11 protein-coding genes are annotated in these 13,091 nt (G+C 64.8%); 3 read left to right on the plus strand and 8 right to left on the minus strand.

Features of this window, described 5'->3' with window-relative positions; translation table 11 throughout:
• Positions 1-4: 4 nt before the first annotated feature.
• Entirely contained in the window at positions 5-1,156 is a 1,152-nt protein-coding gene (prpC, locus tag AC1RNP_RS05640; RefSeq protein WP_493050263.1) for a bifunctional 2-methylcitrate synthase/citrate synthase, read from the plus strand.
• A 168-nt stretch (positions 1,157-1,324) separates the two neighbouring features.
• Here prpC and AC1RNP_RS05645 read toward each other — a convergent pair whose 3' ends face one another.
• Positions 1,325-1,786: a cell wall hydrolase gene (locus tag AC1RNP_RS05645; RefSeq protein ID WP_226468788.1), complete on the minus strand. Its 462-nt coding sequence runs from the start codon at positions 1,784-1,786 to the stop codon at positions 1,325-1,327.
• Between the two features lie 326 nt (positions 1,787-2,112).
• Positions 2,113-4,140 carry an oxidoreductase gene (locus tag AC1RNP_RS05650; protein WP_493050264.1) on the minus strand — a complete coding sequence of 676 codons (2,028 nt, stop codon included), beginning with the start codon at positions 4,138-4,140 and terminating at the stop codon, positions 2,113-2,115.
• Positions 4,141-4,299: 159 nt separating this feature from the next.
• Between AC1RNP_RS05650 and AC1RNP_RS05655 the strand changes: the two genes are divergently transcribed.
• Positions 4,300-6,351 (plus strand): LTA synthase family protein, encoded by a 2,052-nt coding sequence (locus AC1RNP_RS05655; protein ID WP_493050265.1) that lies wholly within the window; start codon positions 4,300-4,302, stop codon positions 6,349-6,351.
• A 79-nt stretch (positions 6,352-6,430) separates the two neighbouring features.
• On the opposite strand, the gene AC1RNP_RS05660 is transcribed toward AC1RNP_RS05655, so the two are convergent.
• The 5 genes from AC1RNP_RS05660 to AC1RNP_RS05680 all read right to left on the minus strand — a co-directional run bounded on the left by AC1RNP_RS05660 (position 6,431) and on the right by AC1RNP_RS05680 (position 11,743).
• On the minus strand, positions 6,431-7,450 hold the full coding sequence (locus AC1RNP_RS05660) for a zinc-binding alcohol dehydrogenase family protein (RefSeq protein ID WP_493050266.1): 1,020 nt from the start codon (positions 7,448-7,450) through the stop codon (positions 6,431-6,433).
• Positions 7,447-8,328 carry a PhzF family phenazine biosynthesis protein gene (locus AC1RNP_RS05665; RefSeq protein WP_493050267.1) on the minus strand — a complete coding sequence of 294 codons (882 nt, stop codon included), beginning with the start codon at positions 8,326-8,328 and terminating at the stop codon, positions 7,447-7,449. The genes AC1RNP_RS05660 and AC1RNP_RS05665 overlap by 4 nt, the downstream gene beginning before the upstream one ends.
• A gap of 147 nt (positions 8,329-8,475) precedes the next feature.
• Positions 8,476-9,531, minus strand: coding sequence for an aldo/keto reductase (locus AC1RNP_RS05670; protein ID WP_493050268.1), 1,056 nt, complete (start codon positions 9,529-9,531; stop codon positions 8,476-8,478).
• 52 nt (positions 9,532-9,583) lie between these two features.
• Positions 9,584-10,378, minus strand: coding sequence for an SDR family NAD(P)-dependent oxidoreductase (locus AC1RNP_RS05675; protein WP_493050269.1), 795 nt, complete (start codon positions 10,376-10,378; stop codon positions 9,584-9,586).
• A gap of 132 nt (positions 10,379-10,510) precedes the next feature.
• Positions 10,511-11,743 (minus strand): MFS transporter, encoded by a 1,233-nt coding sequence (locus tag AC1RNP_RS05680; RefSeq protein ID WP_493050270.1) that lies wholly within the window; start codon positions 11,741-11,743, stop codon positions 10,511-10,513.
• Positions 11,744-11,838: 95 nt separating this feature from the next.
• Between AC1RNP_RS05680 and AC1RNP_RS05685 the strand changes: the two genes are divergently transcribed.
• Complete coding sequence (locus AC1RNP_RS05685) at positions 11,839-12,747, plus strand: LysR family transcriptional regulator (protein WP_493050271.1); 909 nt, start codon at positions 11,839-11,841, stop codon at positions 12,745-12,747.
• 117 nt (positions 12,748-12,864) lie between these two features.
• On the opposite strand, the gene AC1RNP_RS05690 is transcribed toward AC1RNP_RS05685, so the two are convergent.
• Positions 12,865-13,091, minus strand: a 227-nt coding sequence (locus AC1RNP_RS05690) for a hypothetical protein (protein ID WP_493050272.1), incomplete at its 5' end; no start/stop codon positions are given.

A 13,091-nucleotide genomic window follows, 5' to 3' on the forward strand; every position in this document is an offset into this window, starting at 1 on the left:
TGCAATGTCCGACACACCGAGCACCGGTTTCAAGCCGAAAAAATCCGTCGCCCTGAGCGGCACCGCCGCCGGCAACACCGCGCTGTGTACCGTCGGCCGCAGCGGCAACGACCTGCATTACCGTGGCTACGACATCCTCGACATCGCGCGCACCTGCGAGTTCGAGGAGATCGCGCACCTGCTCGTGCACGGCACGCTGCCGACCGTGGCCGAACTGGCCGCCTACAAGGCGAAGCTGAAATCCTTGCGCGGCGTGTCCGCGGCGGTGAAGACGGCGCTGGAGCAGCTGCCACCGTCCGCGCATCCGATGGACGTGATGCGCACCGGCGTTTCCGTGTTGGGTTGCGTCTCGCCGGAGAAGGACGACCACAACCATCCCGGCGCGCGCGACATCGCCGACAAGCTGATGGCCTCGCTCGGTTCGATGCTGCTGTACTGGTATCACTACAGCCACAACGGCAAGCGCATCGAGGTGGATACCGACGACGACAGCATCGGCGGGCACTTCCTGCACTTGCTGCACGGCGAGAAACCGCGCGAGTCGTGGGTGCGTGCGATGCACACCTCGCTGATCCTGTACGCGGAACACGAATTCAATGCCTCGACGTTCACCGCGCGCGTGATCGCGGGCACCGGCAGCGACATGCACTCGTGCATCACCGGCGCGATCGGCGCGCTGCGCGGCCCCAAGCATGGCGGCGCCAACGAAGTGGCGTTCGAGGTGCAGAAGCGCTACGAAACGCCGGACGAGGCCGAGGCCGACATCAAGGCGCGCGTGGAGCGCAAGGAAGTGATCATCGGTTTCGGACATCCCGTCTACACGGTGAGCGATCCGCGCAATCAGGTCATCAAGGAGGTTTCGCGCGAGCTGTCCGTCGAACAGAAGAATACGAAGATGTTCGATATCGCCGATCGTCTGGAAGCGGTGATGTGGGACATCAAGAAGATGTTCCCGAACCTCGACTGGTTCAGCGCGGTGAGCTATCACATGATGGGCGTGCCGACGGCGATGTTCACGCCGCTGTTCGTGATCGCGCGTACCAGCGGCTGGAGTGCGCATGTGATCGAGCAGCGTATCGACGGCAAGATCATTCGGCCGAGCGCGAATTACGTTGGGCCTGAGGATCGCAAGTTCGTTCCGATCGACAAGCGCTGAACGTGTCTGGCGGGTACTAGCAGACGCGTTCACGCACAGCTCGTCATCCCGGCGAAAGCCGGGATCCAGCTTTATTGAAAGAATTCGCCTACTGGGCGAAAGGCTGGATCCCGGCTTTCGCCGGGATGACGGCATTGGTCAGTGCGCTGAAAGCTTGCTTGTGCGCGATCAGCCACGCCGCCGCGGCTTCAAACTCTGCACCTTCAAAAAGGTGTGATCACCAATCGTCGCGACCTGATAGGCATTGCGCCAGCTCGGCGCAGCGATGTCGTGCGCCATGAAGTGGCTGGCACCCGGCACGATCTCCTTGCGCTGGCCGGGCGGCAGGGCCCAGTTGCGTTCGGACTCGAGGGCGATGCCGACCGCCTGCGACCAGGCCTCGATGTTGCTCAGCCGCGTTCCGGCCGGCACCAGGGACGGCGCGAATTGGCTGCGCGCGGTGACCACCTCGCACATCGACTTGCCCCACAGGCCGCTGTCCTGGCGGCGCAGGGCGACCTCGGCCACCGCCTGCTGGCCGCGGGCGGACTGGTCGCGGGCCTCCAGGTACACGGTGGTACTGAGGCAGAGGGAATCAGCGGCTTGCGGCGGCAGTACAGAAGCCAACCACAGGATCCAAGCCAGTTTCATTGAGTACTCCTTACTCCGTTGCGCCCGCGCTCCCATCCGCCGCTGCCGTGGGGGCATCAGGGCCGGAGAAACGGGCATGGCGAATTGGGAAGTCCGTAGCCGGCCGCGTCGTCTGGCGGCTGTCGTGGCTGCGGGCTTAACTCCGAAGACCGCAAGGGCGGGTGGAGCCTGTGCCGCCGGAAACTGCTGGCGGAACAAAAGTGCGCGCAAGGTAGCCGCCGGTTTCCCAACCTGGGCTGAACCGGTAGTCAGAAATGATTGATTCGATTGGAGTTTTTGTTCTGAATCCGCTCGTAAGCCGTTGACGCAGCGCTCGCGACAGGCGCTTACAGCGCGGCCGCGACCCGTGAGGCCTGAGCGATCGCGCGCTTGGCGTCCAGCTCCGCGGCCACGTCCGCGCCGCCGATCAGCTGAACCGGGACCGCAGCGGCCTGCAGTGGGGCGAGCAGATCGCGGCGCGATTCCTGGCCGGCGCAGACCACCACGTGGTCGACGGGCAGGGCCTGTTCCGTATCGCCGACGCGGATGCGCAGGCCGGCATCGTCGACGCCGAGGTACTCGACGCCGCCCAGCATCGTCACGCCCTTGGCCTTCAGCGTCGAACGGTGGATCCAGCCGGTGGTCTTGGCCAGGCGGCCGCCGGGCTTGCCGGGGCTGCGCTGCAGCAGCCAGATCTCCCGCTCGGGCGGCTCCACACGTGGGCGCGTGAGGCCGCCCGCGCTGTCGAAGCCGGCGTCGACGCCCCATTCGTGCATCCAGGCGTCAGGGTTCAAGCTCGGCGAGGGCGCGCCCTGCACCAGATATTCGGCGACGTCGAACCCGATGCCGCCGGCACCGATGATGGCGACGCGATGGCCGGGCACGACGCGCTTCTGCAGCACGTCGAGATAGCTGACCACCTTGGGATGATCGTGTCCGGGGAAACTCACCGCGCGTGGCGTCACGCCGGTCGCCAGCACGACGCTGTCGTAGCCGGAAAGCGTTTCCGTGGTGACAACGGTCGATAGGCGCAGATCCACGCGCGTCTCGTCGATGCGATGACGGAAGTAGCGCAGCGTTTCGTGGAACTCTTCCTTGCCGGGGATCGTCTTGGCGAGATTGAACTGTCCGCCGATCTCGTTCGCCGCATCGAACAGCGTCACGCGATGGCCGCGTTCGGCGGCGATCGTCGCGCAGGCGAGCCCCGCCGGACCGGCGCCGACCACTGCGATGCGCTTGGGCGCGTAGGTCTTGGGATAGTTGAGTTCGGTTTCCATGCAGGCGCGCGGGTTCACCAGGCAACTCGCCAGCTTGTTCTGGAACACATGATCGAGGCAGGCCTGGTTGCAGGCGATGCAGGTGTTGATCGCATCGGGTTTGCCGGCGCGCGCCTTGTTCACCCATTGCGGATCGGCCAATAGCGGTCGTGCCATCGACACCATGTCGGCGCCACCGGTGGCGAGCACGGATTCGGCCACTTCCGGCATGTTGATGCGATTGGTGGCAACCAGCGGCAACGCCACGTGCGGACGCAGTTTCGCGGTGACGCCGGCGAAGGCCGCGCGCGGCACCGACGTGGCGATGGTGGGCACGCGCGCTTCGTGCCAGCCGATGCCCGTGTTGAGAATCGTCGCGCCCGCGGCTTCGATCGCCTTGGCCTGCGCCACGATCTCGTCCCAGTTGGAGCCTTCCGGCACCAGTTCCAGCATCGACAGGCGATAGATGATGATGAAGTCCGGCCCGCAGGCTTCGCGGATGCGGCGCACGATCTCGATCGCGAAGCGCATGCGCTTCTCGGGCGTGCCGCCCCAGGCGTCGTCGCGCCGGTTGGTGCGCGCGCTGAGGAACTGGTTGATCAGATAGCCTTCCGATCCCATCACCTCGACGCCGTCGTAACCGCCCTCGCGCGCGAGTTTCGCCGCGTTGGCATAGGCCGCGATGGTGCGTTCGACGCCGCGCGCGGACAGCGCGCGCGGCGTGAACGGATTGATCGGTGCCTTCAGTCTCGACGGCGCCACCTGCAACGGATGGTAGGCGTAGCGGCCGGCGTGCAGCACTTGCAGACAGATCTTGGCGCCATGCGCATGCACCGCCGAGGTGACCTGGCGATGCTTGCGCGCCTCCCAGGGCCAGCTCAGCTTGCCGGCGAAGGGCTTCACCCAGCCTTCGATGTTCGGCGCGAAACCGCCGGTGACCAGCAGTGCCGCGCCACCTTCGGCGCGCTCGGCGAAATAGGCGGCAAGCCTGGGGAAATCCTTGCGTCGATCCTCCAGGCCGGTATGCATCGACCCCATCAGCACGCGATTGCGCAGTTGGGTGAAGCCGAGATCGAGCGGAGCGAACAGGTGTGGATAGGGCGTGCTGAGAGCGTCCATCGGGCCTGGCGGATGAGCTGGGAAGGGCTGCCGGGATGAGCAGGGCGCATAATTGTGGCAGCAGCCACTGGGTGCGTGGGCAAAATCGGCGTGAACGAAATCGGATTGGCGCAACTTCAACAAAGTAAGCATCAAGGTACGGTGGCCGAGGCCATGCCGGTGCCCGCCACCTCCCCCAGGCTCCTGCCCAGACTGTGGCTGCTGCTCGCCTTGGCCGTCGTGGTCGGTGGCGCGGCACGGTTGGGGCTGTGGGCGGCCTATGCGGGCGATGCACGGCCGCTGCGGCAGCTCTGGCCCGCGCTGGGGCAGGGCGTCCGCTACGATCTGGCGACCAGCGCCAGTGTCGCCTGGCTGATCCTGCTGCTGGGCATTCCCTTGCTGCTGTTGCGCCGGCGCGCGCTGGCGGTGCGTTTCGCGGAATGGCTGCTGGTGTTCACGCTGGCCGTGTTCGTGCTCGCGGCGGCCTGTGAGCATTTCTACTACGCCTTCTACAAGACGCGTTTCGATCCGGTCGTGTTCGGCCTGTTCGAGGACGATACGCTGGCGATCCTGCGCACGGTCTGGGATGAATATCCGGTCGTGCAGGGACTGATCGGGCTGCTCGCCCTGGTATTCGTGTTGGCCTGGAGCGTGCCGCGCATCGCGGTGTGGCTGGACCGCCGCATTCCGAGAGCGACGCGCCTCGGCCGTCCGTTCGCGATCGTGGTGCAGCTATTCCTTCTGCTTGCGCTCGCGCGTGGCAGCTTCGGCACCTTTCCGCTGGTGCGGCAGGACTTGACCGTCTCGACGGACCCGTTCGTCAATGAGCTGGTGCTCAACGCGCCGCTCGCGCTGTACAAGGCGATCCGCACCAATGCCAAGGAAGCGCAGATCGGCGACGATGCGGAGGAGGGCCTGCGCAAGCTGGGATTCTCGAGCGTCGCCGAAGCCGCATCCGTGGCGGGGCTGCCGGTGGCAGGCTCGTCGAAAATTGATCCCGCCAAGGTGCCTGCGGCGCTTTTCAAGACCGCGCCGGGACAGCCCCGATCGCTGGCGGAGTCCCCGCACGTGGTGCTGGCGCTGCTGGAATCCTTCGGCAACGATCTGCTTTACACCGACGGCCCCGGCAACGATCTGCTGGGGCGGCTGCGGCCGCAACTGGCGCGCGGCTATCGCTTCGGTAATTTCATCACCGGGCAGAACGGCACGCATTCGGAACTGGAAACGCTGCTGCTCGGCTCGCCGATCACGCCGCTCACGCGCGGCCGCAATGCGACGATCGCGTTCGATACCTCGGCCGCGTTGCCGTTCAAGCGCGCCGGTTACAAGACCGCGTTCGTCTACGCTGGCGGCGCCAGCTGGCGCCGGATCGGAGAGGCGTTTTCGCGCCAGGGCTTCGATCGCGTGTACGACGCGCGCGACATCCAGCAGCGATTCCCGAAAGCGCACGGCACGGAGTGGGGCATCTACGACGAATACGTGTTCGATTTCGCCGCCGATCTGCTCGAACAGGCGGACGCGCGTGGCGAGCGGCTGTTCTTGTTTGTGCTGACCACCACGAACCATCCGCCTTATTCACTGGACACGCCGCGACGGAAGTTGCCGTTGAATCCAGGCGCGCTCGGTCCGCGCGCGGATGAGGACAAGACCGAGCTGCAAAAGATGCTGGAAACCTATCAGTATCAGGCCGACCAATTCGGTGCCTTTCTCGAGCGTCTCGACAGCGGGGCATTGCGGCAGCGCGTGATACTGGCGGCGGCGGGTGATCACAATCTGCGCACGCATTACCGCTACGACCTGCCGGCGGAAGTGCCGGACGTGGATCGCGTGTTCGGGTATCTGCGCGTGCCGGATGCGCTGAAGCCGGCCGTGCCGGTGGATCAGCAGGCGTTTTGTGGTCATGCCGATCTCGTGCCGACGCTGGTGTCGCTGGCGTTGCCGGGACAGCGCTACTTCGCGACCGGACGGAATCTGCTGGAGCCAGTGGCGGATGGCGGCCAGGCGCTGGCGTTGTATCAGCGTCTCTACACGCGCGAGGCGGTGCTGTTCCCGTTGCAGAAGCCGGAGGCGCATGCCTGGCGCGATTCGAGGCATATCGCCGTCAAGGGCGAGCCGCCTTCGCCAAGATTGCTGGGTCGCGCGAGGCAGGTTGCCGCGGAAATCGCGCTGCGCGACTGGTATTTGCGCAGTATCGTGATCACGGCTCGGCGCGGTCGTTCCGCCGGCCGCTAACGAAATTGTTTTCCCGTCATTCCCGCCTTCGCGGGAATGACAGCGTTTGGGTGTGCCGAAAAATGAGTGAAGCGAACCTTCACTCCCAACCGGCCAGCACCAGCTTGCCGATCGTGGTGCCCGATTCCAGCCTCCGATGCGCTTCGCGCAGATTGGCGGCATCGATCGTGCCCAGCGTTTCGGTATGCGTTCCGCGCAGTCGGCCGCCATCGATCAGTGCGGCGACCTGATTGAGCAGGCGGTGCTGTTCGATCATGTCGTCCGTGTGGAAACGTGAGCGCCCGAACATCGTTTCCCAATGGATGCCGATGCATTTCGCCTTGTACGCGCCGCCGACATTGAGCGCGCCGCGCGGCTCCACGATCAGGCCGACATGCCCTTGCGGCGCCAGCAACTCGCCCAGCGCGTCCCAATAGCGGTCGGTGTCGGCGAGATTGAGTGCGGCGTCGACCTGCTCGAAACCAAGGGCTTTCAGCTGTGGTGCCAGCGGCTGACGATGATCGATCACATGATCGGCGCCCAGGGCCTTGCACCACGCCACCGTTTCCGGCCGCGATGCGGTGGCGATCACGGTGAAGCTCGCCAGCTTGGCCAGCTGGATTGCGATCGAGCCCACGCCACCGGCGCCACCGATGATCAGCAGCGTCTTCTCGTATCCGCCGCTGTCGATGCTGAAAGGCAGGCGCTGGAACAACAGCTCCCATGCCGTGATCGCGGTGAGTGGAATCGCGGCGGCTTGCGTGAAATCGAGCGATTCGGGCTTCAGTCCGACGATGCGCTCGTCAACGAGCTGGTATTGCGCATTGCTGCCAGGACGCGTGATGTCGCCGGCGTAGAACACCGCGTCACCCGGCTTGAACAGCGTGACCTCCGGGCCGACCGCCTCGACCACGCCCGCAGCGTCGTAGCCCAGGACTTTCGGCGCGCTCTCCTCCTGCGGCTTGGGCGCGCGCACTTTGGTGTCGACCGGATTCACGGAGATCGCGTCCACGCGCACCAGCAGATCGTGCCCGCTGGCTTCGGGCTTCGGAAGTTCGACGTCGAACAGGGACTGCGGATCATCGATCGGCAGGTAACGCGTGAGAGCGACAGCTTTCATGGCTTGGCGGTGTCCAAAGTATCGGGGGATGCGGGCGGTGTCGGAATCGCCACGGCAGTGCCGCTGACGATGATGCCGCCGCTTGCGGGGATTTCCACACTCAGGCGGCTCGGGCGTCCCATGGCTTCTCCCTGTCGGATCAGGATTGTGGTCGGTGCCGTCAACAATCCCGCGTCACGAAGATAGCCGCCGAGCGCGGCGGCGGCCGCGCCCGTTGCGGGATCTTCCACGACGCCACCAACAGGGAACGGATTGCGCGCATGGAAGACGTCGTGGCGTTCGCGCCAGATCAGTTGCAGTGTCGTCAGATCCTCATCGAGCATCAGACGTTTGAGGCGATCGAAGTCGTAGTGCAGATCATCGAGGCGAGCGCGTTCGGCGACGGCCAGGACCAGATGCCATGCGCCGGCGAAGGCCTTGATGGGAGGAATCGAAACATCCAAATCGTTTCGTCGCCAACCGAGCGCCGACAGCGCGGCATCGACCAGCGCGGGCGCGGCTTCGGCCTGCCTGGGCGTGATCGAAGTGAGCGCTGCCTTGCGGATCTCGCCCTGCGTCTGCACCGAGACGGGGACTTCGCCTACCGAAGTGGCAAGGCGATACACGCCATCGCCCTCCGTCGTGCCCAGCACCACGCCGGTGGCGATGGTGGCATGTCCACAGAAGGGGACTTCGGCTTCCGGACTGTAGTAGAGAACCTTGCGGTCCTTGCCATGAGAGGGCACGACGAAGGCGGTTTCGGAATAGCCGATGCCGGCGGCGATTCGCTGCATGGTGTCGGTGTCGGGAAAGGCGTCGCCGATCCAGACGCCGGCGGGATTGCCGCCAGCGGGATCGTCGGAGAATGCCGAATAGCGATGCAGCGCGCCGGGAGTCATGTTTTTTACCTTGCAGTCGGACAAGGACGGAGGAGCTCAGGATCGTTACGCAGAGTAGCGCACACACCACACGGGAAAATCCCGCCTTTCCGGAACAGAGCGATGCCGGCATTCGATACCTTGTCGAGCGTCATCGCGCGAACCGGTTCAAGCCGCGGCGACAGCGGGAATGGCGACAGGCGGCGGAGTGCGTTCGCTGAACATCCCGTTCCAGTAGGGATAGTAGGGATATGGCGGCGTCACGGCGCTGGCGGCGTCGAGCTTGGCGATCTGTTCCGCGCTCAACTGCCAGCCGACGGCGCCGAGATTGTCGCGCAGCTGTGTTTCGTTGCGCGCGCCGATCAGCACGGTCGATACGCTCGGTCGTTGCAGCAGCCAGTTCAAGGCGATCTGCGGAATGGTCTTCCCGGTTTCGGCGGCGATCGCATCGAGCGCGTCGACCACGCGATACAGGCGCTCCTCGTCCACTGGCGGCGCGAACGTGGCGGTGTCGTGCAGGCGGCTGCCTTCCGGCCAAGGGTGTCCGCGACGGATCTTGCCGGTGAGGCGGCCCCATCCGAGCGGACTCCACACCACCGCGCCCACGCCCTGATCGAGTGCCAGCGGCATGAGTTCCCATTCGTAGTCGCGGCCGATGAGCGAGTAGTAGACCTGGTGGGCGACATAGCGTGCGCGATCATGGCGTCCGGAGGCGGCCAGCGATTTCATCAACTGCCAGCCGGAGTAATTCGACGCGCCGACGTAGCGCAGCTTGCCCGCGCGGACCAGGTCGTCGAGCACGGACAGTGTTTCCTCGATCGGCGTTTTGGCATCGAAGTGATGCAACTGCAGGAGATCGAGATAATCCGTGCCGAGACGTCGCAGCGAATTGTCGATGGCGGTGATCAGGTGATGGCGCGAAGCGCCGACGTCGTTCGGCCCGTCGCCAAGTCGTAGCGTGACCTTGCTCGACAGCAGCACACGATCGCGCCGTCCCTTGATTGCCGCGCCGAGGATTTCCTCGGATGCACCGTCGGAATACACGTCGGCGGTGTCGAAGAGATTCACGCCGGCATCGAGTGCGACGTCGATCAGCCGTGTCGCATCGTTGACGTCGCTATTGCCCCAGGCGCTGAACAACGGGCCTTTGCCGCCGAAAGTGCCGACGCCGAAGCCGAGAGCCGGCACTTTCAGGCCGGAATTGCCGAGAAAACGATATTCCATGAGAGGAGTTGCCTTTCAGGCCGGCGAGCATCGCCGGCACAGTGGGGGGGAATCAGAACGCGGAGACGACCAGCCCGCCTTCGGCGCGGATGGCAGCGCCATTGACAACCGAGGCGGCCGGGCTGGCGACGAACGCGACCACGCGCGCGATCTCGGCTGGCTCAGCGAAGCGTTGCAGCAGCGAGGTCGGTCGCACGTTCTTGAAGAATTCCTTCTCGAAGGCCTCGGTGCTGACGCCTTGCTGCTCGGCGAGTTGCTTCACGAACACGCCGACGCCTTCCGAACTGGTCGGACCGGCCAGCACGGAATTCACCGTGACTTCGGTGCCGGCGGTCAGTTGAGCCATGCCGCGGGCGAGTGCGATCTGCGCGGTCTTGGTCACGCCGTAGTGGATCATTTCCGCCGGAATCTGCAGGCCGGACTCACTGGAGATGAACACCACGCGGCCGCGATTGCGTTCCAGCATGCCTTTGAAGTAGTGGCGGGAGAGGCGCACGCCGCTCATCACGTTGGCTTCCCACAGACGGTTCCATTCCTCGTCGTCGATGTCATGGAACGCGGTCGGCACGAAGATGCCGAGGTTGTTGATGAGGATATCGGTCTGCGGCACTTCCTTGAGGAAGGCCGCGGCGCCCGAGGCGGTGGAGAGGTCGGCGGCCACGCCACGCAACTGTGCGCCCGGGACGGTCTTCGAGAGCGATTGCACGGCGGCATCGACACGTTCGGCGGTGCGGCCGTTGATGACCACCGATGCGCCAGCGCGCGCGAGTTCTTCCGCGATCGCGTAGCCGATGCCGGCGGTCGAGCCGGTGACGACGGAAGTCCAGCCGGAGAGGGGAGTATTCATGGGGAGATTCGATGATGTGGAAAGGGGCGAGTATCGAACTACGTTCGATGCTCCCTCATTTCAATACGTTCGTTGTAGAACGATGTGAGGGACCGATGGAACGATGTGGAAAAATCGAGAACGGCTTCGCAATCACGATGCGGTGGAATCGCAGGTCGTCATGCCGGTGTCGATCGATGCCGGCGAAGTCTCTCGATCCAGATACAGGCTCCACAGCGCGACAAGCAGCCCCGACAAGGTCACCAATGCCGCCACCCAGGTCACCGCACTCAGGCCGGGGCCGTGATCGATGACCACCCCGCCAAGCCATGCGCCAAGCGCGTTGCCGAGATTGAAGAAGGCGATGTTGAAGCTGGAGGCGAGGTTCTGCCCGACGCCTTCAGCCTTGCGCAACACGCGCAATTGCAGCGGCGAAACAGTCGCGAACGCGGCGATGCCGAGCAGCCCGACGAAAACGACGATGGCGATCTTGCTATGCAGGGTGAAACTCATGACGCCAAGCACGGCCGCCAACGCCAACAACGTGCCCACCAATGCCGGAACCGGCTTGCGATCGGCCAGGCGCCCGCCGAGCAGATTGCCGATGATCATGCCGCCGCCGAACATCAACAGGATCGGCGACACCGCGCTCTCCGCGAATCCGGCCATGCGGGTCAGCAGCGGCTGCACGTAAGTGATCACCACGAACACGCCGGCGAAGCCGAGCATCGTCATCAGCAGGCCAAGCAGCACCTGAGGTTTGGCGATCGCGCGCAGTTCCTCGCGCAGCGGTGCCGGCGCCATCGCCTCGCGGCTGCGCGGCACCCACAACGCGATGGTCGCCATCGAGGCAATGCCGATCAGCGTCATCGCCCAGAAGGTGGAGCGCCAGCCGAAATGCAGGCCGAGCCAGGCGCCGGCAGGCATGCCGAGCAGCGTGGCCAGCGTGAGACCGGAGAACATGATCGAGATCGCAGACGCCTTGCGGTCCTCGGCGACCAGGCTGGTCGCCACCACCGCGCCGACACCGAAGAAGGTGCCGTGGGTGAGCGAGGTGATCACACGGGCGATCATCAGCACTTCGTAGTTCGGCGCGAGTGCGCAGGCGAGGTTGCCGACGGCGTAGATCGCCATCAGCGCGATCAGCACGGCCTTGCGCGGCATGCGCCGGGTGGCGATGGTCAGCACCGGCGCGCCGACGAACACGCCGAGGGCGTAGATCGAGATGAGCAGCCCGGCTGCGGCGATCGAGATGTGCAGATCGGTCGCCACCTGCAGCAGCAGGCCCATGATCACGAACTCGGCGCATCCGATCCCGAACGAGCCGGCGGTCAGCGCGTAGAGCGCAGCCGGCATGCGCGAACTGGCGGGAGAGGCGGTGATCATGGCGTCGGGTCCGAAGGGGAGACGCATACGGTAGGGACTTGCATCATTCGTAAAAACAGGAAGAATGCAGAATCACTTTCAATGAAATATTGAAAATGGACCGGATTGGCGACCTCGCCCTGTTCCTGCGCGTGCTTGACCTCGGCTCGATCAGCGCCGCCGCCCGCAGCCTGGATCTGTCCGCCGCGGTCGCCAGCCAGCGCCTGAAGCGGCTGGAGCAGGATCTGGGCACGCGCCTGCTGCACCGGACCACGCGCCGGCTGCATGCGACACCCGAGGGGCTGGTGCTGGCAGAGCAGGGGCGCGCCCTGGTCGACGAATTCGAGGCGCTCGCGGGCAATCTGCGCCGGGCAGGTTCCGCCGTGGCGGGCACGCTGCGGGTCACCGCCTCGGCGTCGTTCGGGCGGCAGTACATCTCGCCGCTGCTGCCGGAATTCCTGGCGCTGCATCCGGCGTTACGGGTCAGTTTGAATCTGGACGATCGCGTGACCGACCTGGTCGGCTCCGGTTTTGATCTGGCGATCCGGATCGGTGCGCTCGACGACTCCACGCTGGTGGCACGCAGGCTGGCCGCGAATCGGCGTGTACTGTGCGCGTCGCCGGGGTATCTGCGCAGGCGCGGGGTGCCGAAGACGCCCGCGGACCTGGTCAATCACGATTGCATCCTGCTGGTCGGGCGTGACGGACGACAGGACCTGTGGCGCCTGCGCGATCGCGACGGGCGCGAGATCGAGGTGCGGGTGCAAGGTCGCTTCGAATGCAATTACGGTGAGGCGTTGCGCGATGCGGCGGTGGCGGATCTGGGGATCGCGATCCATTCGTACTGGCATGTACACGAGGATCTGCGCGGCGGGCGGTTGAAGCCGGTGCTTCCGGAGTATCCGATCACGGAGACGGGGATTTATGCGGTGATGCCGCAGCGGCGGATGGTGCCTAGGCGGGTGAGTGCGTTTGTGGATTTTCTTGCGGAGAGGTTGGGGGATGATCCGCCTTGGGAACGGTGATGATGTCTCGGTGCAGCCGCTTTTGATTGTCATCTCAGCGTAAGTTGGGACCCATTTTGCTTCCGCTGTTGCTCGTGATTCCCGCGAAAGCGGGGTTTTCAACAGTCGTATGGTTGGTCATCCATGGACTTTGGCGCTGGTTTTGCTCGTCATTCCGGCGAAAGCCGGAATCCAGTTTTTTGGCTTTGATCGTCGTCCCAGCGAAAGCTGGGATCCATTTGGCTTTTGCTGTTGCTTGTTGAAGAGCAAAAGCGTTTCGTCCGCTATGCGGCCGAGTTCATTTCTTTTGATAAGCGTCAAAAGAAACGAACCAAAGAAAAACGCTTTTCCCGACGAAGCAGCCC

The sequence above is a fragment of the Luteimonas sp. GW821-FHT14E02 genome, assembly GCF_058803905.1.

Excerpts from the sequence above, each read along its gene's own strand:
- AC1RNP_RS05645 (WP_226468788.1), bottom strand. The coding sequence starts at position 1,786 with ATGAAACTGGCTTGGATCCTGTGGTTGGCTTCTGTACTGCCGCCGCAA.
- prpC (WP_493050263.1), top strand. The coding sequence starts at position 5 with ATGTCCGACACACCGAGCACCGGTTTCAAGCCGAAAAAATCCGTCGCC.
- AC1RNP_RS05680 (WP_493050270.1), bottom strand. The coding sequence starts at position 11,743 with ATGATCACCGCCTCTCCCGCCAGTTCGCGCATGCCGGCTGCGCTCTAC.
- AC1RNP_RS05685 (WP_493050271.1), top strand. The coding sequence starts at position 11,839 with ATGGACCGGATTGGCGACCTCGCCCTGTTCCTGCGCGTGCTTGACCTC.
- AC1RNP_RS05650 (WP_493050264.1), bottom strand. The coding sequence starts at position 4,140 with ATGGACGCTCTCAGCACGCCCTATCCACACCTGTTCGCTCCGCTCGAT.
- AC1RNP_RS05665 (WP_493050267.1), bottom strand. The coding sequence starts at position 8,328 with ATGACTCCCGGCGCGCTGCATCGCTATTCGGCATTCTCCGACGATCCC.
- AC1RNP_RS05660 (WP_493050266.1), bottom strand. The coding sequence starts at position 7,450 with ATGAAAGCTGTCGCTCTCACGCGTTACCTGCCGATCGATGATCCGCAG.
- AC1RNP_RS05675 (WP_493050269.1), bottom strand. The coding sequence starts at position 10,378 with ATGAATACTCCCCTCTCCGGCTGGACTTCCGTCGTCACCGGCTCGACC.
- AC1RNP_RS05670 (WP_493050268.1), bottom strand. The coding sequence starts at position 9,531 with ATGGAATATCGTTTTCTCGGCAATTCCGGCCTGAAAGTGCCGGCTCTC.